This is a genomic window from Gaetbulibacter jejuensis, from assembly GCF_039524015.1.
Classification (GTDB): Bacteria; Bacteroidota; Bacteroidia; order Flavobacteriales; family Flavobacteriaceae; genus Gaetbulibacter_B; species Gaetbulibacter_B jejuensis.
Genome location: NZ_BAAAGF010000002.1, coordinates 586,105 through 607,636, shown reverse-complemented (window position 1 = coordinate 607,636; position 21,532 = coordinate 586,105). Strand labels below are relative to the sequence as shown.

Below are 21,532 nucleotides of genomic sequence, written 5' to 3'. Positions count from 1 at the left end.
AGCTTAAAACTGATTGTATGCAACACACAATAGAAACATTTTATAAGGCATTCAATAATCTAGATGCAGAAACCATGGTGTCTTGTTACCACGACGATATTACTTTTGAAGATCCTGCTTTTGGAGTGTTACAAAAAAACAGAGCAAAAAACATGTGGCGAATGCTTTGTGCTTCACAAAAAGGGAAAGACTTTAAAATTGAATTTTCAAACATTGAAGCCAATGAGCAAACTGGTAAAGCGCATTGGGAAGCCTATTACACTTTTAGTAAAACAGGTAGAAAAGTACATAATAAAATTGATGCTGAGTTTAAATTTAAAGATGGAAAAATCATACGCCATATTGATACATTTAATCTTCATAAATGGTCGCAGGAAGCTATGGGTTTTAAAGGCTTTTTATTGGGTAGTACTGGGTTTTTCAAAAAGAAACTACAACTGCAAACCAATAAATTGTTAGATAAATTTGAAAGTAATGTTAATTAAAAAAAAGCTACTCCATTTACTGTGAAGTAGCTTTGAATTAATAGCAAAAACTGTTTCTTTTTAGGGACTTGAATAGTTTACTTTATGTTTCAGCTTGACTATTGCTTAGTTATATTCAAATTTTATGCCAAAACTAAGAGTATTCAGGTTTCTTACCTACTACACCTTTGTAAAAATTATGCATAAACTCAAAGTCTGCTTCCATATCATCAGAAGGATAAAACGGTTCTGAAATTCTATTCTCTTTCTTTCCAAAATCTAGTGTAAACATAATAATAGGTACTTTGGCTTCTTTAGCTATGTAGTAAAAACCTGTTTTCCATTTATCTACTTTTTTTCTAGTACCTTCTGGAGCAAGAGTCATTCTAAACTCTTCTTTTTGAGCAAAAAGTTTTGCAATAGCTTCAACTTTATTTTCTTTAGTTTGTCTATCAATTGGAGCACCACCAATGGCTTTTAAGTACCAACCAATAGGACCAACAAACAATTCTTTTTTAGCTATAAAATTGGTTTTTATATTTAAAACCTTACGAAGTAAAACACCTATATAAAAGTCATGCCAACTGGTATGAGGTACAGCAATAATAATTGCCTTTTTTACTGTATCTCTAGACATATTAACATTACCTACTACTTTCCAGCCAAGGAGTTTAAAATATATAAATTTGGCTAGCCAACGCATATTACATTTTTTCGTACAGAGCTCTTAGTTTTTCTCGTGTAATGGTTTGTTTCCAGTTTTTACCTAAGGCATTTTCCCATAAAGGTTCTAGACTAATTGCAACGTCTATCATAGTATCAAATTGCTGTTCGTCAAGATCAGCACAAAGTCCTTGAGGAAGTTTTATATCAAACTTCTTTTTCATTTTTTTAAACAACGCAACACCTTCTGGATAAAATTCTTCTAAATGATCAAAAACAATACAATTTCCTATACCATGTTTTGTCCCTAATAAGAAAGATAATCCATAACTCATAGCATGAGCTACACCTACTTGAGAATAGGCAATACTCATTCCTCCATGCCATGATGCCATCATGAGTTTATCTTGCGACTCTTCTTCAGATAAATCATTATCTAAAAATATTTCTTTACAAAGCTCATAAGCCTTTTCTCCATAACTTTGACTAAACGCATTTAAGTATGTACCGTTAAGCGATTCAATACAATGAATATAGCAATCCATTCCTGTGTAGAACCATTGTTCTTTAGGAACATCTTTAGTAAGTTCGGGATCAAGAATAACTTGGTCAAAAGGTGTATAATCAGAGTTTATCCCAAGTTTTTTTTCTGGTCCTGTAAGAACAGTTGTTCTAGAAACTTCGGCTCCTGTACCTGAAATTGTTGGCACACCTACATGATATATTGCTGGATTTTTAACTAAATCCCAACCTTGGTAATCTCTAGATTCTCCCTCATTAGTTAGCATAATAGCTACTGCTTTAGCAAGATCTAGCAAAGTTCCTCCTCCAATACCAATAATTCCTGAAGGTCTATCTTTATGGGTTAGTATAATTTGCTCAACAAGCTCATCAACCTGGGACGTTTTTGGCTCTTCTTTAGCTGAAATATAAATTAACTGATCGTCATAGGCTAAAGGAATACGAGAGTTTAACCATGCATCTCCTTTAAACACATCATCTACCAAAAATATAAATGGTGCTCTAGTGTTCAACCGTTTAGGCGAAATAATATCTGCCAACTGATTAAAACAGCCTCGTCCAAAAACTACTCTGGACACCATTGGATAATTTTTATAACTCATTTATTTTTATGTCTTTAACAAAAGTAATAACAAACTTTGTATTACCTAAGTATTTAAATTATTTTGAAACTTTTCAGCAAATAAACCTACATGATAACCGTCTATCAATGCATGATTTACATGTACTGAAACATTCATTATCAACTTACCATTAGTTTCTTCGACTTTTGAAAAAGCCAATTCAGGAATTGATTCTAATTGACCTGATGAAGGCTCTTTATGTCCTGAAAAACTAAACCATGGCAACGCAGAACAATGTATACAATCCTGACCATTTACAGGTGGATACAATTCGTCTGAGTTTTGAATACGCTCTTTTTCTTTATTGAAATTAATTACAAATTGTTCTAAATTCTCATTAAAAGTGATGTATGAAAACCCATAAGTATTATCTTCTCTAGCTATAGTAGCAGAAGCATGAATAACATCAAAATCTACTACTTTATCATCGATAATACGATAACGAAAATTATCTACCGCATTTATAGCTTTCATACAATCGTGTAAATATTTCACAAAAAAACTTACATTTTGTGCTTTAGAAAATTGATATGCTTTGGTAACATCAAAAGGTATTACAACTCCAAAATAAGGGTCTTTAAGTTGCCTAAAATGTGTGTAAAGTCTTTTTCTATTCCAAGATTCTATATTAATTTCTTTCATCTAAAGTTCTTCTAAAATGTGAATTAGACTTTCAACCGTTTTATAACCTTTACCATTAGCCTCTTTACTAGAAACAGTTTCATGTTGCCAAGTCGTATGAAATGGCACATGAATAGCTTGAGCCTTAATATTTACCAGTGGTAAAATATCGGATTTTAGCGAGTTACCAACCATTAAAAACTCTGAAGGTTTAATATCTAAATGGTTTAATAATTTAGAATAGTTAGCTTCCTGTTTATCACTCAAAACTTCTATATGATGAAAATATTTTGTCAATCCTGATTTTTCTAGCTTTCGTTCTTGATCTAGAAGATCGCCTTTTGTTACTAAAATCAATCGGTAATTTTTTGATAACTCAACTAAGGTTTCTTCAACACCTTCCAATAATTCTACAGGTTTGTTGAGCATATCTTTACCTATTTTTAGTATGGCATCAATTGTAGCGTTAGACACATCATTATTAGATAACTCTAAAGCCATTTCAACCATAGAAAGTACAAACCCTTTAACTCCATAACCGTATAGTGGAAGGTTTTTCATCTCCATTTTAAACAGTTCTTGGTCAATTTTATTAACAGTTTCGTACTGAGATAGCAGTTTTGCGAATTCCATTTCGGCATCCCTAAAATAGGTTTCGTTTACCCAAAGTGTATCATCAGCATCAAAGCCAATAACTTTTATGTTACTATAGTTTACTTCCATAAGCGCTTTGCTCTTTCAAGATCTTCAGGTGTATCAATTTCTACACCTTCCACAGTGGTTTCAACCATTTTTATTTTTTTACCATATTCCAAATACCTGATACATTCAATCTTCTCGGTAGCTTCAATAAATTGCATTGGTAATTTTTCAAAATCTAAAAGTGCTTGTTTTCTAAAGGCATAAATACCTTTATGTTTAAAATACCTAGCTCCTGCTTCTTTATCTCTTGGATAAGGAATTGGGCTTCGCGAAAAGTATAATGCAAAATTATTTTGATCTACAATAACCTTAACTGTATTTGGGTTGTTTATCTCATCCCAATCGTGTATTTCAACCATTAATGAGGCTAAATCAATTTCCTTTTTATCGTCGTGCTTAAAAACCTCAATAACTTTTTGCAAGCTTTCGCGTTCAGTAAATGGTTCGTCTCCTTGAACATTTACAACAATATCCACATCTAAGTCAGCAACTGCTTCAGCAATCCTATCACTTCCTGATTGATGCTCACGTTTACTCATTATGGCTTTTCCTCCATTATTGACGATTTCATCAAAAATAATTTCGCTATCGGTTACTACATAAACATCATCAAAGAGATGTGTAGCTACTGTAGCTTCGTATGTTCTAAGTATTACTGACTTACCTGCTAAATTTTGCATAAGCTTAGCAGGAAAACGTGATGCACTGTAACGTGCTGGAATCATTGAAATTATTTTCATAAATGGAAAGTCGAATTTCTTTTCAAAAATAAAACTTTTAAAGGATAATTAAGGTCTACTTGGTTTAATCTTTTTGTAAACTTTGAATATTACATACATTACCACAATAACAAGAATAAATCCTATAATTGGTACAAATACAGACAAAATTGACATTACTACTGATGTACCTGTTTCTACAGTTGATACTACAGGATTAGCAAAACCAGCTGTGGATACTGTTGAGGTTAACCGTGTTGCTCCTGCTGTACTTTTTATGGCTGCAGCAGTTCCTCCACCAGCAATAATTGCTAAAGCCCAAGTTATTACTGGACTTAAATCGGCTACTGTTGACACCATAACTGCTGTTCCCGCTACAGTTGCCAACGGAATTGCGATAGAGTCTAATAAATTATCTACATAAGGAATGTAATACGCAGTAATTTCTACCAAAGTTGCAACACCCAATGTAATTACTGCTGCTAAACTACCTATCCATTGCCAAGACTCATTGAGTTCCCAAAGATTAAAATAAGCTGCTAAGCTAAGTACAAATAAGGGTACAAACACTCTAAAACCAACTGATGCGGCAAGCCCAATCCCTAAGAAAATACTAATAATTGTTTCTACTGTCATTTAGTGTTTTTATATTGATGAAAGCATAAAGCTTGCCAAACTTAATTTTGAAAAAATTCGTCCTTAAAGCCAATAAGATACAACTTTTCTTTGGCTCTTGTAACAGCTGTATACAACCAACGTAAATACTCTTTATCTATTCCGTTTGGAAGATAAGGTTGCTCCACAAATATTGTATTCCATTGTCCTCCTTGAGATTTATGACAGGTAATAGCATAGGAGAATTTAACCTGTAATGCATTAAAATGTTTGTTTCCTTTAATCTTTAAAAACTTTCGGTAGTTAGAGGTTTCGTTTTCATAGTCTTTTTGAACTTCTTGATACAGTCTATTAGAATCTTCATAAGGTAATGAAGGTGACTCAGCATCAATAGTATCTAACAGTAAAACCGTTTCAAAAGGTCGCATTTTTGGGTAATCAACCATTTTTACTTTTACTTCGGCAAAACGAAATCCGTATAATTCTTGAATATTGAAAATTTCCAAAACTTGAATAATGTCACCATTTGCGATAAATCCTGCTTCGCTAGTAGGTTTAATCCAAAAGTAATTGTTCTTAACAACCATTAAAAAATCACCCGTTGTTAATTCGTTTTCATTAAATAAAATTCTACTTCTTATTTGCTGATTATAAAGATTTGCACGCTTATTACTTCTAACTATAATTGCAGTTTCTTCATGACCATTAGCAGTGTATGAATCATTGATAGCATCCATAATTTCATGTCCATCAACAAGCCTTACAATATCCTTATAGTTTCCTAAATTAAATGTAAAACTCTCATAAAAGCCATCTTGCAAGACTTCTCTTAGCTGTGTAGCATTCTCAAGTATTCCTGAATCTTGTTCTTGTCTTACAACTTCGTCCAATTCAATTGAAGTTACTTTTTTATTGTAGTTTAAATCTAACTGTTCGCCATCTAAAGCAGGACTTAATTCTGATTTTACAGGAGGTAATTGTGCTTTGTCTCCTATAAGTAGTAGTTTACACTTATGTCCTGAATACACATATTGCATTAAATCGTCTAGCAACGAGCCATTTTCAAACAGTTTAGAATCTGCAGGAGCATCAGGAATCATAGAAGCTTCATCCACAATAAAAATAGTATTACGATGCTTATTAGGCTGCATTACAAACTTAACACCTCCTGCTTTATCCTTTTTAGGGAAATATATCTTTTTATGAATAGTAAAGGCTTCTTTACCTGAATAATTTGAAATCACCTTTGCTGCTCTACCTGTTGGTGCCATTAATACAGCACTTTTTTTAGTTTGCCAAAGGTTAGACACTAAAGTTCCAATAATGCTAGTTTTACCTGTTCCTGCAAAACCTTTTAGTAAGTAAAGAGCATTAGGAGTATCGTCAAAAACAAACTCAGAAAGCTGTAATAAGACAATTTCTTGCTTACTAGTTGGTTGAAAAGGGAATTTTTGTTTTAAAAGTTTATAAAATTCTGAAGCAGTCATTTTTTTATTTAAGAGTGGCAATATAATACTTATATAACATAGCCTTAAAACATTAATACTAAATTTAAGACTTAATTATGTGAAACAATTTTTATATCTTTCTTTTTTTTAGTCTAATTTTATTTGCATTGGTTTTTGTGAATAAAAAAAAATTGTAGATTTGCGTATCACCTTTAATAAAAAATAAAAATAACTAACTATGTTAACAATAATTATTGCTGCTATAATTGTTATTCTTCTTACGATAGGAATCGTATGGTTGATTGATAAATTTGTACCTAAAAAATTAAAACCTGTAATCAACATTGTACTTTGGGCTGTAATTGCTTATCTAGCCTACTCTACATTTATGTCTGTTTACGGAGAGATTCAATTCAATCAACTAAAAGAAAAACGCTATGCGGTTGTTATTGAAAAACTAAAAGATATTAGAGATGCTGAGTTAGCTCACAGAACTGTAACTGGAAAATTCACTGATAACTTTGATGATTTAGTGAAGTTTATTGACACTGCTCAATATACTATTACTCAACGTAGAGATTCTACTGTTATTGATGAAGAATTAACAAGACGTTATGGTGGAGTAGAAACTACCAAGGATATTGTTATCATTGACACTTTAGGTTTTGTTCCTGTAAAAGATTCACTTTTTGGAGCTGACACAAGATACAAAACAATGATGAACGTACCAGTTGGTCAAGAAGGCGCTAAGTTTGAACTTAAAGCAGGAATGTTGGACGAAATTCCAGTGTTTGAAGCTAAAGTTGACAAATCAGTAATCTTATTTGATCAAGATAAAAACTTGGTTAAGAAAGAAAAGCAAGTTATTTCAGTTGATGGTGTAAATGGACCATCTCTGAAAGTAGGTTCAATGGACGAAGTAAAAACCATTGGAAACTGGCCAATTAACTATTCAAAAGAGCAATAATCGTTTGAACCAAAATAACATCAAAGAACTGTCCATTCAAATTAGTTTGAGTGGACTTTCTTTTTGTATACTAAACAGGACTTCAAATACTATTGAGCTTTTACAGCATCAAAACTTTAATAAAAAGCTAACACCTTTTGATGTTTTAGAGCGACTTAAAACGCAATTAGAACACAATTCTGATTTTAATTACGCTTTTAAATCGGTATTGATTATCTATCAAAACGAGCTTTCTACTTTAGTTCCTAAAGCATTATTTAATGAAGATAATTGCGCAGACTATTTAAAGTTCAATGCCAAAATACTTAAAACTGATTTTATTTCGCATGAAGTTATAGCTGTTAATGACAGTGTTAATGTATATGTGCCATTGGTTAATATTAACAATTATATTTTCGAGAAATTTGGTGCTTTTGAGTACAAGCATTCATCAACCCTATTAATTGATACCTTGCTTCAAAAAGCCACACAAGAAGGTGCCTCTTATTATATAAATGTTTGTCAAAATCATTTTGAAATTATTGTAGTTGAAAATGGTAAACTACTACTCTACAATACCTTTGAGTATAAGACAAAAGAAGATTTCATATACTTTGTACTTTTTACAGTAGAGCAATTAAAATCTGACCCTGAAACTTTACAACTCTATTTTAGCGGACAAATTACTGAAGACTCAGAACTCTATACAATAGCATATACTTACATTAGGCATATTCAATTTATAGATCCAAAACATACTTTTAAATTTGCTGCTCAAAGCAAACCAAACCATAATTACAATCACTTTATAATTTTAAACAGTTTTAGTTAATGCGAATTATATCTGGAAAATTTAAAGGAAGACGAATTTCAGCTCCCAAAAAGCTACCTGTACGTCCAACTACAGATATGGCAAAGGAGTCGTTGTTTAACATACTTAACAATCATTATTACTTTGACGAAGTTTCAGTACTAGACTTGTTTTCTGGAACAGGAAATATTAGCTATGAATTTGCCTCAAGAGGCACTGAGCGTATTACTGCTGTTGATGAAAATTTTGGCTGTATTAAATTTATTAATGAAACTGCTGATACTTTTGAAATGAACATCACTACCATAAAAAGTGATGTATTTAAGTTTTTAGAAAAAAACGTTCAAAAGTTTACTATCATTTTTGCAGATCCACCTTATGATTTTCCTGTTGAAGAATTTGCTAAAATTCCGCAGTTAGTATTTCAAAACCAACAATTAGAGACTGATGGTTTGTTGGTGGTTGAGCATTCAAAACATACTGATTTATCACAAATGGAACACTACAGTTATTCCAAAAGTTATGGTGGTAACACTTTTAGTTTTTTCGAAATTCTATCAGACGAAGAAGAATAAAAAACAAAGCCTTTTGACATGTCAAAAGGCTTGTTTATATAAGTAAATTTATAAGCCGAATTCTGTTACTAACAATGATAATCATGTTAGTATCCCTATCATTTATCTGAGTGTACTGTTACCAACACACTTTAGCTGCCTACCCTCCAACAATCGAGCGTGCAGCCCTCAAACGTTGGTATACATGGCATTGCACCACATAGAGTTTACCTGATTTCACTACAGCATAACCTGTACATTCTTTCTGTTGCACTTTTCCTAACCTCACGGTTGGTGGCTGTTAACCACTATGTTTGCACTATGGTGTTCGGACTTTCCTCCACCTTGACTTTACATCAAGACAGCGATAAGGCAATTTACTTGCAGGCAAAAGTACACAAATTGTTAATAACTACTCTTAAATTCTGAACACAGGATTTAAATTTTTGAATTGAATTTTTAACTTTGTTATTCTAAGTTTTTTCAATGGAACACTTTGTAGTATCAGCACGAAAATATAGACCACAAACCTTTAAGGATGTTGTAGGACAGTCTGCTATTACAAACACTTTACTTAATGCCATTGAAAACAATCACTTAGCGCAAGCCTTGTTATTTACAGGACCTAGAGGAGTTGGCAAAACCACATGTGCTCGTATTTTAGCTAAGATGATTAATAGTGATGGTACTGAAACTGAAGAAGAAGATTTTGCTTTTAATATTTTTGAACTAGATGCAGCTTCAAATAACTCGGTTGATGATATTAGAAATCTTACCGATCAGGTTCGTATACCACCACAAGTAGGAAAATATAAAGTATATATTATTGATGAGGTACACATGTTATCTCAAGCGGCATTTAATGCGTTTCTTAAAACACTAGAAGAGCCACCAAAACACTGTATCTTTATACTAGCAACTACTGAAAAGCACAAAATAATACCTACAATACTTTCACGTTGTCAAATTTTTGATTTTAAACGCATTACTGTTAGAGATGCTAAAGACTACTTAAAGTACATCGCTGAAGAACAAGGTATAAGTGCTGAAGATGATGCATTACATATTATTGCTCAAAAAGCTGATGGAGCAATGCGTGATGCCTTATCTATTTTTGACCGAGTAGTAAGTTTTTCTGGTAAAAACCTAACCAGACAAGCTGTTACTGAAAACTTAAACGTATTGGATTATGAAACGTACTTTGAAAGTACCAACTTAATCCTGGACAATAATATACCCGGATTGTTAATTCAATTTAATGCTACTCTTGCCAAAGGTTTTGATGGTCATCATTACATTGCTGGTTTAGCTTCTCATTTTAGAGATTTACTAGTTTGTAAAAATCCAGAAACTTTAAGTTTACTTGAGGTTGGTGAAGACACTACCCAAAAGTATATGGACCAATCTAAAAGAGCGTCTCAAGAGTTTCTGCTAAAAGGTATTGAGTTAGCCAACGAATGTGATTTAAAGTATAAAAACAGTAAAAACCAACGTTTACTTGTTGAACTTTGTTTAATGCAATTGGCCTCTATCACTTTTGATGGAGAAAAAAAAAATAGCAGTCGGTTCATAATACCTGCTTCTTATTTTAAAGCTAAAGGCATTACTCCTATTCCTATTCAAAAGGAAAAACCTACTCAACAAGTAACAATTCCTGAGCCACAACAACAGCCAAAACAAGAAGAACCTGTTACTAGCGTTAAAGAAGAAACGGTTACAACTCACGAGCCTCCAAAGCCAAAAATTGCTTTAAAACGAGATGCAACTACAACTTCTGGCTTATCGCTAAAAAGTATACGTGCTAAAAAAGAACATCAAATTCGTCAAATGGAAGTTGTTATTGACGAAAATGATTTACCAAGAGAAGCATTTACCGAAGAAGAATTCATTTCGGTTTGGAACGATTATATCAAAACACTTCATACCAAAGGCGAAAAGATTATGGCTTCCATACTAGAAATGGACACGCCTAAATTAAATGAAACCAGCATTGAATTAGAATTCCCTAATGAAACATTAAAACTAGAGTTAGAAAAAGCGCAATATCCTTTAATGGAATACATGCGCAGAACTCTAAAAAACTACGATTTAAAGCTTGAGATTTCAGTAAATGAAGAAGTGGCAAAACAGTATGTATTTACTGCAAAAGATAAATTTGAAAAACTTAAAGAAAAAAATCCTAATATAGAATTGCTGAAGACCACCTTTGGCTTAGACCTATAAACTATGAAATATTATTATCTATTTGCTGTCCTATTATGCGTTGCTTTTTCTAGTTGTGATGGCAGAAAAAGTCATAAAGAGTCGTTGGAAGAGTCTGTATCAAAATTCAAATTAAAAGATTCCAATCTTGACATTATAACCTATTATCCTAAGCAATATACTGAAGTAGCTACTGATACAATTTTATCTAACACATTTCAAATTAAGATAAAAAACTACTCACTCATGGATAACAACGTTATTATAACTACATCAAGCCAAGAGAACAGAAATAAAATTGAATACCACAGAGTTTTTGAGTCAGAAATTATAGTTTTTAATAAGTCTGAAAAAATACTTGAAACCACTATAAATGCTGAGATTTTCAAGCAGCAATCAACTATTAATTCTTTTTGGGATAACGCAACATTGGAGCATGTTTGGGTTAATCAAGAATCATCTAATGATGATACGGTTAATTTAGAAATTTCATTCATCAACCCAAAAGACAAAGCTCGTAAACTATACCAAATGTCTATTGATAAATTAGGTAAGTACAATACATTTTTAAGAGACGAACACATATAGATATGCTAGGACTAAAACTACCTACAGATCCACGTTGGGTAAACATTGTTGAAAAAAATATAGAAGAAATTCTTACTGATCACGCGTACTGTGAGCAAAAAGCGGCAAGTACAGCAATTTCATTAATAGTGAGTTTTCCTGAGTATACCGATTTGGTTCAGGAAATGATAGCTTTGGTCAAAGAAGAAATAAGCCATTTTAAAATGGTACATGATAAAATTCTTGAACGTGGTTGGACACTTGGTAGAGACCGAAAAGACGAGTATGTTATTGACCTTGTTAAGTTCTTTCCTAAAGGAGGAAGCAGAACTACACAATTAGTACATAGATTACTTTATGCAGCTTTAATAGAAGCTAGAAGTTGCGAACGTTTTAGGCTACTTTCAGAAGAATTGGAAGATAAAGAATTAGCAGAGTTTTACCGAAAACTTATGGTAAGCGAAGCAAACCACTACACCATGTTTTTAGGTTTTGCAAGACAATATGGTGAGCGAAAAGAAGTTGACCAAAAGTGGCAACAACTACTTGATTACGAAGCAGATTTGATGAAAAATTTAAGTAAGAACGAAACTATACATGGTTAATTTTGTATTTTAGATTACTATCTAAATACAACATCTCCATGAAACATCTCTACTTATTTTTTACCTTTCTTTTTTGTGTATCTGCAAATGCCCAAAATGAAGACCTTTTAAGCGAATGGTATTTGTACAATATTAATCGTAACAGTAATACCATTGCTAATATTTATAGTTATGTTACTTTAAACTTAACTGAAGACACAAATAATTCAAATTTTAATTTCAGTGCAATGTCTTCATGTAATCCAATTTTCTCTGGTGAATATGAAGTTACTTCAAGTGATATAACTATTTTTTCGGCTGATGTAGGTTTAGCTGATTGTTTCCCTAGCGAAGAATATGAAGGGGAATTTGAGGGCTATTATTTAGGTATTCTTTTAAACGGAGAATCATATCCTAATGAATTATCTTGGTCCATAACAGGAAGTGGAAACGACGCTGTATTGACTCTAACAAAAGCTAATGGAGATTATTTAACTTTTAGCAGACAACAAATGCCAACAGATTTATTTGGTAATTGGTTTCTCCATTCATTAGAAGTAAATTCAACCTCTGTAGAAATACCAGAAAGCGCTACGCCTACACTTAATTTTGATAACACTCAAGGTCCAACAACTAATGGTTTTGAATTTGAAGGCGAATTAGCTTGTAATAGTTTTTCGGGAGAATTTAGTCATTCTCCAAACAGTACGTTTGATATTCTTTATTATACCGAAACTTTAGGTATATGTTCAAGTCCAGATGAAAATAACTTTGAAAGTTCTTATGCTTTGGTATTACCATCATATGATATTGGAGGCAACTTTGAAACCGTCAATTATGAAATTACTGGCACAGGAAATAATCAAACACTAATTATAAACAACATTACCAATAACAGTGTTGCTGTTTATGGCAGACAAACACTATCTTATACTGAAAATGAAATAGTAAACTCAATACGTTTAAAAGAAAATCCTGTTAATGAAAACCTAAGTTTTTATAACTTAAATAATGAAAGTGAGTTATTCTTTACTATGTATTCAATACAAGGTAAAACTATTACATCACAAAACTTATTAGATGCTGAAATAAATGTTAATCATTTACCATCTGGTATTTATTTTATCACCATTTCAGACAAGCTGCATAATTCAAAAACACTAAAATTTATTAAATTATAAAGCACAAAAAAAGCTCTAGTAAAATCACTAGAGCTTTTTTTATATTTTGAATTAATAGCTTAAAATACTTTGTAGTTTAGTCCTATTTGGATAACACCTGTAGTTGCCTCAGGAACTAACTCTTCATCAAAAACATTTGAGAAACCGTAGTTATAACGCGCGTCTACATAAAAATCTCCTGTGAGTTTAAACTCTATAATTCCTACTCCAGAAAACACAAAGTTTTTAAATCCGTCATTATCCTTGTGTACTTTTACGCCTACTTGTGGACCAACACCAAATGCAACAGCATCATCAAACAGTTTATATTTTAAAAGCACAGGAACATTAATATAGTCATTAGCAAAATCTTCATGATTTGCACCTTCAGGTGAAAACTGAATTTCTGGTGCTACACTAAGGCTAGCAGCTAAAGGGATTTCGGCATAAATGCCAAACAAGAAACCGTTTCTGTGTTGATTTTCATTGATAGGACCATCTTTATAGTCCATATTAGAAATAGTCAAACCTGCTCTTACTCCATAACTAACAGATTGAGAACTATTGCTTTGAGAAAACCCTATGGTGGTGCATAACGCAAGAACTAAAGTAGTAATTAATGTCTTCATAATTTATAATGATTTGAGACGTCGAATATAAAATGAAAAATATGAATTACCCTTAATTATTAGATATGTAACAAAAAAATTAAGACGAAATGCTTATTTTTCTAATTTAATGCTACTTACAGTTTTATAGTACATACTTTTTATTATTCCGTCGGAAAGTCCAATTTTGGGAACATAAATGTCTTTGGCTCCACTCCATTTCATAGCTGATAAATAAATGCGTGTTGCAGGAATAATTACGTCAGCTCTATCTTGATTTAAGTCTAGCTCTGTAATTCGTTCTTCGTAAGAATAAGTTTGTAATTTATTATAGTAACTAGTTAAATAAAAGTAAGTTAAAGGTTTACCAAGTGCTTTTCCTGAAATCTTGAAAATTTTATTGATGTTACCTCCCGAGCCTATTAAATCTATTTTATCATAACTCTTGGTTTGTTCCTTAATCCATAATTCTAACTCATTCCAAGTTTCATTGGTAACAATATCATTAAGTAATCGTACTGTACCTATTTTAAAGGACTTAGAAACAATTTTTTCTCCATTATAAATTACAGAAAACTCTGTACTACCACCACCAACATCAACATACAAATAGGTTTTACTAGGGTCGATATAGCTATCAAGGTCAGTAGCTGCAATTATTGTTGCTTCCTCTTCTCCATCAATAATATCTATGTCAATTTTAGCTTTTTCAGAAATGAGTTTTGATATTTCTCTTCCGTTTGAAGCTTCTCGCATTGCAGAAGTTGCGCAAGCTTTATAGCTAACCACTTTATGCGATTTCATTATCAACTTAAAGGCAGTCATGGTGTCTAACATACGTTGCTCGTTTTCTTTAGATATTTTGCCTTTTACAAAAACATCTGCTCCCAAACGGATAGGAACACGAACTAATGAGTTTTTTTTAAACCTAGTCGACTTTCCTTTTTGTTCTATAATATTTGAGATTAATAAACGAACCGCATTTGAACCTATATCAATTGCAGCGTATTTTTTTATGGTTAACATTAACTTTCTAACTTTTTTAAATAATAATCATAAGTAGCGAATTGGGTTCTAACTTTTGGTAGATTATTACGCTTATATCTATTATTTTGATTTTTGTTCAAAATACGAGATTTTACATTATCACTCCAACAAATATCAAAAATATCTAACAGTTCTTGTTTGATATCTTCATCATAGATTGGACAGGTTACTTCTACTCTATTTTCAATATTTCGGGTCATCCAATCTGCTGAAGAAATATACACTTTTTCGTCATTATCATTACAGAATATATACAACCTAGTATGCTCTAAAAATTTATCGATGATACTAATAACTTCAATATTCTCACTCATACCTTCTACTCCAGGAATTAAGCAACACAAGCCTCTCACAATCATTTGAATTTTTACTCCTGCTCTACTCGCTTCATAAAGTTTATCAACCATTGCATAGCTAGAAATACTATTGAGCTTTAGCTTTATGTAAGCAGGTTTACCCTGTTTTACATTTTCTATTTCCTTGTCAATGAGTTTAAAGAGTTTAGCTTTGGTATAATGTGGTGACGTTATAATGTGTTTATAGCGATAGATTCTATAATTTATCTCAAAGAAATTAAACACCTTATTAAGGTCTTTTAATATTTTTTGGTTGCACGTAAAGAGTGTAAAATCGGTATAAATTTTAGCTGTTGACTCGTTAAAGTTCCCAGTACTTATAAATCCGTAACGCTTTAGTTTTGTACCTTCTTCTCTTTCAATCACACACATTTTACTATGTACTTTTAAACCAGAAACACCAAACAAAAGGTTTACACCTTCATCTTGCATTTGCTCAGCATAATCAATATTTGCTTGCTCATCAAATCGTGCTTGTAATTCAATTGAAACAGTTACTTTTTTCCCATTTTTGGCTGCATTAATTAATGAACTTGCAACGTGGGATATTTGAGCTAATCTATATATAGTAATTTTTATAGTTTTTACTTTTGGATCTAAAGCTGCTTCTCTAAGAAACTTAACCACATAAGAAAAAGTATGATAAGGCGTGTAAAGCAAATAGTCTTTTTTTGCAATTGTATTAAAAATACTTTCCTCTAAACTTAAACCTTTTACTGGCAATGCTTTTATCTTGTCATACAACAAATCTGTTCTGCCTAAACTAGGGAAACCCATGTAGTCTCTCCTATTATGGTAACGACCTCCAGGTATAACACTATCATTTGAATCGATACCCATTTTAGCCATTAAATACCCTAAGGTTTCCTTGTCAATGGTTTTATCATAAACAAACCTAACAGGTTCTCCTACTTGTCTATGCTTAACACTATCAGAAATTTTCTCAATAAAACTTTTACTTAAATCACTGTCAAAATCTAATTCACCATCTCTAGTGATTTTAATCATGTGAGCTGTAATACTTTTATAATCGAAAATGTTAAAAATATCATTTAAACAATACCTTAGTAAATCATCTAATATTATGATAAAGTCTTTATTATCCTTTTTGGGTAAAACAACAAACCTATCCATAGATCTTGGTATTTCAATTAAGGCAAATTGCTTTTCATTATTTTCAAGATTCATTCTTACAGCTAAATAGGCTGCACTATCTTTTAAAATAGGTAAATCTACTAAGTCATTGAGTATTATTGTTACTAGTGCTGGACTAACATTTTGGATAAAATAATTCTTAATAAAATCGTGTTGAGAATCGTCAATTTGTGACTCATTAATGATATAAATACCTTCATCTTCAAGGTTTTTTTGAATATCATTAAGTATTCCTAAACTTTCACTTTGCTGTTTAATAACAACTTGTGTAATTTTTTCTAATAACTCACTAGCCTTAATACCTCCTAACTCACTCTTACCTGCTTTTCCTGCCTCGTCAATTCGCTTAACAGTTGCATATCTTACTTTAAAAAACTCATCTAGATTATTAGAGAAAATCCCTAAAAAACGAAGTCTTTCTATTAAAGGAACTGATTTGTCTGCCGCTTCTTGTAGAACTCTAGCATTAAATTGTAACCAGCTTAATTCTCTATTGATATAACTGTTTTTATCTTTGGTCATTAAGTTTCTATTTAGTTAAGCACAAATATATTCTATTTAGAAAATATAAGCGCTGTTGGTAGATTTAATAAATTGTAAACCTATTTAAAGATTTATAAATATTTCTCATCCAAATGAATTAGTATAAAATACTTATTTTATGATTTTAATTCCTTAGGAAACAGCAACATATCAGTATGTCCTTTATTAATTTTTGACCATTGGTCAGTATCAAAATCAATTTTTGCTAATCCACAAGTTGGTAAGTTGCCAATAAATTGATCTCCAAGTTCATTTACCAATGTAGTAAATGCATGGTTATGTCCAAATATCATAATACAACTATGGGTGTCATCAACCGATTTTATAAAATCCATAACCATTTGACCTCCAAAATCATATAAATTAGTGTCTATAACTAGCCTATTTTCATCAATATTTAGAGTTTTAAGAAATATCTTACAAGTTGTTAAGGCCCTATTTGCAGGGCTTGAAAAGACCATTTCTGGTCGTATTTTATAGCTTTTAAAGTGGTTTGACATCAAATCAGCATCATTTAAACCTCTAGAGTTCAATGGTCTATCAATGTCGCTTACATCGTACTCCCACGACGATTTTGCGTGTCTTACAAATAATATCTGTTTCATTTAAATATCGATTAAATGCGTTTTTTTTCGATAAAGTGTTGCATAATTCCGTTTTAACGATTATTTTCGTCCCTTTAACATTTATTTTTGTGCAACATCTTTTTATTAAGTTGATTTGTTCTTGTAAAATTAATGTAAATGACCCCAAATCAAAAACATATTAATCAATCCATTCGTACCGTAATATTTTGCGATACACTTCCCTCTAAACATAATTTAAGAATTTTAACTAGTATTCAATGTAATTGGAATGACTATTTAAGTTAATATATGCAATAATAATTGCACACTTTGGGATGCTCTAATTTTAATATAGCAGCTCAAATATAAATTTAGAAAAATCTAATTAAAGAAATTATGAATATTAAAATTAATCCTTTGGTAATAGCATTGTTCACTTTGTGCACAATTATTTCTACTAAAACTTCAGCTCAGGAAAATGACGTAAAGTTGTTTAACAATGATGTCCAATCTAATACCAGATCAAAAGGCTTACCTGACAACGATGCACAAATGCTTAAAAAGTTAGTGTATAAAAAAGTTGAAACTGCTTATTTATCGAATAATGAGTCAAAACCAATTATGCTAAATACAGAACGTGTAGTTGTTGATGTTGCTTCTTTGAATACAATTAACAGAAAGCCATCTAACATGGTCAAAGTTCTTGTTATAAAAGTGCTTAACCAAAATGACCTAAGTAAAACTATTGACTACGATGCATTTTCTGTTTTTCCTAACCTAGAGTGCATATATATAAGTTGTGAAGTTGAAGCTTCTCAACCACAAATAATAAGAATGATTAAAAAAAGAGAAGATATTAAATACCCTCCAACTTTTTTAGGTATTAATATTCCTATTTAATGATATAACGCTATTATCAAATTACAAAGAATAAAACTCAGGCAAAAATGAAAAACTATACTATAAAACCTGTTATCTTCAATAAAAAAGCTTTAAGCATGCTAATGCTTATTTTTGCTATTGTAGGTTCGTCATTTGCTCAAGTACAAGTGCCTTTTACGCAACGTACATCGCAATACACGCCAAGTAAAGTTATTTATAACGTAAAAGGTGATTTTACCCTTATAGGAAATTCAAACTTAACGTTAGACTCATACAATGTTAACTATAATAATAGTAACAGAACTATGGAGTTCGTTGACGTTGATAACGACTCTTCTACTGAAAATTCATCTTCTGCAACGTTAACCTTTTCAACAGAAAATGGTGCTAACCCAGACTGTTCCAATATTATTTATGCAGGTTTGTATTGGACTGGTAGAGGTGATGATGATGATTTAACTAATTTACAAAAACGTACAATTAAGCTAAAAGGTCCTAACGACTCTAGTTACCAAACACTTGTAGCTAACCAAAATGATATTAGGTATCCTGGAAATAATGGTATGTATGCTGGTTATATAGAAGTAACTGACCAAGTTAGATCTAACGGACTTGGTGAATACTTTGTTGCTGATATAGCTGTTTCTGAAGGTAATGGAGGTAGCACAGGATATTATGGTGGTTGGGGAATGATTGTAGTTTATGAAAACTCAAAAATGAACTGGAGAGATGTAACTGTTTTTGATGGTTATGCTTACGTTCAAGGAAACACTACAACAAATTATGAGCTACCTGTATCAGGATTTAATGCTGTTCAATCTGGTCCAGTAAATATTAAATTAGGTTTAATGGCTGGTGAAGGTGATAGAGGTATTTCTGGCGATTATTTTGAAATTATTGAAGCCGATGAAGTTAATAACCCTAACCCAAATAATAATGATTGGGTAGATTTAAGTCACTCTGGTAATAGTACTAGTAACTTTTTTAACTCCTCTATACAAACAGGAGGTAATGCAAGAAATCCGAACTTAGTAAACAATACTGGTTTGGATATTAGCATGTTTGATTTAGACAACTCTGATAAATCTTTAATTGATAACAGCCAAACATCAACTAAATTTAGATACGGATCAACACAAGATACTTATATAATTTTTAGTATGGCAATGTCTGTTGATGCTTACATCCCTGAATCTGAAGGAGTTTTATCAAATACTACAATTAACGGAAGTGCTCCAACTCCAGGTATGCAAGTATTACCAGGAGATGAAATTGAATATAAAGTTGAAATTAAAAATAAAGGTACAGAGCCTATTCTTGATGCAAGATTGGTAATACCAATTCCTTTTACATCAGAATTTATACCTGGAAGTATTGTACACAACGCTTATTTACCAGCATTTGCAGCAGGAACTCCGTATTATGATCCAAATGAAGGGGCTACTGGTTCTATTGTTTGGGATATCAACTTTTTACCTTTATTCCCTGCTGACATCGATCTCTTATTAGCTGATTTATCTTTTAAACTCAAGGCAACCGAAGACTGTTCGGTACTTGTAAATGCCAATTGTGAGCCAAAAATTGTAATTCTTGGTGGTTATATTAGTGGTACAGGTATGATTTCAGGAACAGATTATTCTCTTCCTTTAATACAAGGTTATCAACAAGAAGGAAATTGTCAAGGAGAACCAAATACTGATCCAATTGAAATTAATATTGACGCTCAAGATTATATTAATGATAATTGTACAGGTGTTACAGTAGAAAGAGATTTCTTCTATTGTAGTTTTGAAGGAAACTCAATACCTGTTTCTGAAATTGAAGCTGAATTTCCTCCTGGATCTAGATTTTATGATTCTTACCCTGTAACTGGTTCAACAACTGAATATACTAGTACAAATCCGTTCCCTGCAACATTAGGAACTACAACTTACTATGCTATTCCTCCAGGAGACCCAAGTTGTCATTATATATTTACAATTGCAACTAGCAGTGTAACAACAACGCCTTCGGCTAATGATGAAGTATATTGTTTAAATGAAACAGCTACTCCACTTACAGCTCAAACTACTGACCCTAATTATATATTATTATTTTACCCAGATAATAATCCTAATACTGTAGGTCAAACGTCATTAATACCAGATACAAGTGTAGCAGGTACATTTACCTACTACGTTTCTGAAGGTCCTAATGAAATGTGTGTAAACAGTGAAAGAACTCCTTTAACTGTTACAGTATACAATGCTATTTCAATAACATTAGAAGAGTTAGTTCATAGCTCATGTAGCGATAGTAATGATGGAAGTATTAATATTTCTGTTAGTGGCGGAACCGGAAACTATACTTATGATTGGGACAACAACGGATCTGAAGACCCTGATACTGACTCACAAGACTTAACCAATTTAGATAATGGAACTTATACTGTAATTGTTAGTGATGAAAACTCTAACTGTTCAGCTACTGCTACTTTTAATGTAAATTTAATAGATACTACAGCTCCAACCATTTCAGCTCCAGACGATATAGTTGTTGAAGGTTGTTCTACAAGTGATATTCAAAATGGTAATCTTACTGCTTTACCTTTTAGTTCTAGTACTGCAACTATAACTGAAGCTCAATTCTTAGCAGAAGGTGGAACTTTTACAGAAGACAATGTTGACTCTATCACTTATATAGATGTTGCAACAGGCTCTTGCCCAATAAAAGTTAGTAGAACTTATACTATTACAGATATTTGTGGTCAACAAGCAACTGATGTTCAAGTTATAGACATCAATGATACTACTGATCCTGTGCTTACTGTTCCTGCTACTGCTAATGTAGAGTGTGGTGACAGCATAGACCCTTCACAAACTGGTAACGCAACTGCTACTGATTCTTGTGGATCGGTAACTGTAACTTATTCTGATAGTGTTGCAGCTGGTTCTTGTGGTAATACTCAAACTATTACTAGAACTTGGACTGCTACTGACGATTGTGGTAACGATGTATCGCAAGATCAAATCATAAACGTAATTGATACTACTGATCCTGTGATTACTGTTCCTGCTACTGCTAATGTAGAGTGTGGTGACAGCATAGATCCTTCTCAAACTGGTAACGCAACTGCTACTGATTCTTGTGGATCGGTAACTGTAACTTATTCTGATAGTGTTGCAGCTGGTTTCT

The 21,532-nt window shown here is 32.0% G+C and carries 21 protein-coding genes and 1 other RNA gene; 10 read left to right on the top strand and 12 right to left on the bottom strand.

Annotated elements, in window-relative coordinates; genetic code table 11:
• Positions 1-17: 17 nt before the first annotated feature.
• Positions 18-485: a nuclear transport factor 2 family protein gene (locus ABD011_RS09315; RefSeq protein ID WP_343797702.1), complete on the top strand. Its 468-nt coding sequence runs from the start codon at positions 18-20 to the stop codon at positions 483-485.
• Between the two features lie 133 nt (positions 486-618).
• On the opposite strand, the gene ABD011_RS09310 is transcribed toward ABD011_RS09315, so the two are convergent.
• From ABD011_RS09310 to ABD011_RS09280, 7 genes are read right to left on the bottom strand one after another with little or no spacing between them, the layout of a single operon-like run.
• Positions 619-1,167 (bottom strand): 1-acyl-sn-glycerol-3-phosphate acyltransferase, encoded by a 549-nt coding sequence (locus ABD011_RS09310; protein ID WP_335975316.1) that lies wholly within the window; start codon positions 1,165-1,167, stop codon positions 619-621.
• 1 nt (position 1,168) lies between these two features.
• Positions 1,169-2,251: an iron-containing alcohol dehydrogenase family protein gene (locus ABD011_RS09305; protein WP_343797699.1), complete on the bottom strand. Its 1,083-nt coding sequence runs from the start codon at positions 2,249-2,251 to the stop codon at positions 1,169-1,171.
• A 45-nt stretch (positions 2,252-2,296) separates the two neighbouring features.
• Entirely contained in the window at positions 2,297-2,914 is a 618-nt protein-coding gene (locus ABD011_RS09300; protein ID WP_343797698.1) for a CatA-like O-acetyltransferase, read from the bottom strand.
• Entirely contained in the window at positions 2,915-3,616 is a 702-nt protein-coding gene (locus tag ABD011_RS09295; RefSeq protein ID WP_129761814.1) for an HAD family hydrolase, read from the bottom strand.
• The gene (kdsB, locus tag ABD011_RS09290) at positions 3,607-4,335 is read right to left on the bottom strand and encodes a 3-deoxy-manno-octulosonate cytidylyltransferase (protein ID WP_129761813.1); all 729 of its coding nucleotides are present in this window, start codon (positions 4,333-4,335) and stop codon (positions 3,607-3,609) included. Before kdsB ends, ABD011_RS09295 begins: the two co-directional genes overlap by 10 nt.
• A 48-nt stretch (positions 4,336-4,383) precedes the next feature.
• Positions 4,384-4,950, bottom strand: a complete 567-nt coding sequence (locus ABD011_RS09285; RefSeq protein WP_134201371.1) for a DUF4126 domain-containing protein — start codon at positions 4,948-4,950, stop codon at positions 4,384-4,386.
• A 41-nt stretch (positions 4,951-4,991) separates the two neighbouring features.
• Entirely contained in the window at positions 4,992-6,416 is a 1,425-nt protein-coding gene (locus ABD011_RS09280; protein ID WP_131506555.1) for an ATP-dependent DNA helicase, read from the bottom strand.
• Between the two features lie 199 nt (positions 6,417-6,615).
• Here ABD011_RS09280 and ABD011_RS09275 point away from each other — a divergent pair, with 199 nt between their 5' ends.
• Genes ABD011_RS09275 through rsmD form a run of 3 tightly spaced genes read left to right on the top strand, consistent with a single transcriptional unit; the run spans position 6,616 to position 8,709 of the window.
• Positions 6,616-7,344: a hypothetical protein gene (locus ABD011_RS09275; protein ID WP_238155778.1), complete on the top strand. Its 729-nt coding sequence runs from the start codon at positions 6,616-6,618 to the stop codon at positions 7,342-7,344.
• On the top strand, positions 7,307-8,155 hold the full coding sequence (locus ABD011_RS09270) for a DUF3822 family protein (protein WP_343797693.1): 849 nt from the start codon (positions 7,307-7,309) through the stop codon (positions 8,153-8,155). The genes ABD011_RS09275 and ABD011_RS09270 overlap by 38 nt, the downstream gene beginning before the upstream one ends.
• Positions 8,155-8,709 carry a 16S rRNA (guanine(966)-N(2))-methyltransferase RsmD gene (gene rsmD / locus ABD011_RS09265; protein WP_131506553.1) on the top strand — a complete coding sequence of 185 codons (555 nt, stop codon included), beginning with the start codon at positions 8,155-8,157 and terminating at the stop codon, positions 8,707-8,709. Before ABD011_RS09270 ends, rsmD begins: the two co-directional genes overlap by 1 nt.
• Before the next feature lie 35 nt (positions 8,710-8,744).
• Here the strand turns inward: rsmD and rnpB are convergent.
• Positions 8,745-9,072, bottom strand: an RNA gene (gene rnpB, locus ABD011_RS09260) — RNase P RNA component class A.
• 102 nt (positions 9,073-9,174) lie between these two features.
• On the opposite strand from rnpB, the gene ABD011_RS09255 reads away from it, so the two are divergent.
• The 4 genes from ABD011_RS09255 to ABD011_RS09240 are packed head-to-tail and all read left to right on the top strand — an operon-like array spanning position 9,175 to position 13,222.
• Positions 9,175-10,911, top strand: coding sequence for a DNA polymerase III subunit gamma/tau (locus ABD011_RS09255; RefSeq protein WP_343797691.1), 1,737 nt, complete (start codon positions 9,175-9,177; stop codon positions 10,909-10,911).
• Between the two features lie 3 nt (positions 10,912-10,914).
• Positions 10,915-11,478, top strand: coding sequence for a hypothetical protein (locus ABD011_RS09250; protein ID WP_343797689.1), 564 nt, complete (start codon positions 10,915-10,917; stop codon positions 11,476-11,478).
• A 2-nt stretch (positions 11,479-11,480) separates the two neighbouring features.
• Positions 11,481-12,062 (top strand): MiaE family protein, encoded by a 582-nt coding sequence (locus ABD011_RS09245; protein ID WP_131506550.1) that lies wholly within the window; start codon positions 11,481-11,483, stop codon positions 12,060-12,062.
• Positions 12,063-12,100: 38 nt separating this feature from the next.
• Positions 12,101-13,222: a T9SS type A sorting domain-containing protein gene (locus tag ABD011_RS09240; protein WP_343797684.1), complete on the top strand. Its 1,122-nt coding sequence runs from the start codon at positions 12,101-12,103 to the stop codon at positions 13,220-13,222.
• Between the two features lie 59 nt (positions 13,223-13,281).
• Here the strand turns inward: ABD011_RS09240 and ABD011_RS09235 are convergent, their stop codons facing one another.
• The 4 genes from ABD011_RS09235 to ABD011_RS09220 all read right to left on the bottom strand — a co-directional run bounded on the left by ABD011_RS09235 (position 13,282) and on the right by ABD011_RS09220 (position 17,515).
• Complete coding sequence (locus ABD011_RS09235) at positions 13,282-13,830, bottom strand: outer membrane beta-barrel protein (protein ID WP_343797682.1); 549 nt, start codon at positions 13,828-13,830, stop codon at positions 13,282-13,284.
• A gap of 93 nt (positions 13,831-13,923) precedes the next feature.
• A complete protein-coding gene (locus ABD011_RS09230) occupies positions 13,924-14,835 on the bottom strand; it encodes a Ppx/GppA phosphatase family protein (RefSeq protein WP_343797680.1) in 912 nt (303 codons plus the stop codon).
• Positions 14,835-16,889, bottom strand: coding sequence for a polyphosphate kinase 1 (gene ppk1, locus ABD011_RS09225; protein ID WP_343797678.1), 2,055 nt, complete (start codon positions 16,887-16,889; stop codon positions 14,835-14,837). Before ppk1 ends, ABD011_RS09230 begins: the two co-directional genes overlap by 1 nt.
• A 137-nt stretch (positions 16,890-17,026) precedes the next feature.
• Positions 17,027-17,515: a SixA phosphatase family protein gene (locus ABD011_RS09220; RefSeq protein ID WP_343797676.1), complete on the bottom strand. Its 489-nt coding sequence runs from the start codon at positions 17,513-17,515 to the stop codon at positions 17,027-17,029.
• Positions 17,516-17,872: 357 nt separating this feature from the next.
• On the opposite strand from ABD011_RS09220, the gene ABD011_RS09215 reads away from it, so the two are divergent.
• Complete coding sequence (locus ABD011_RS09215) at positions 17,873-18,376, top strand: hypothetical protein (protein ID WP_343797674.1); 504 nt, start codon at positions 17,873-17,875, stop codon at positions 18,374-18,376.
• Positions 18,377-18,423: 47 nt separating this feature from the next.
• A partial coding sequence (locus tag ABD011_RS09210; RefSeq protein WP_343797672.1) for a SprB repeat-containing protein occupies positions 18,424-21,532 on the top strand: 3,109 nt, incomplete at its 3' end.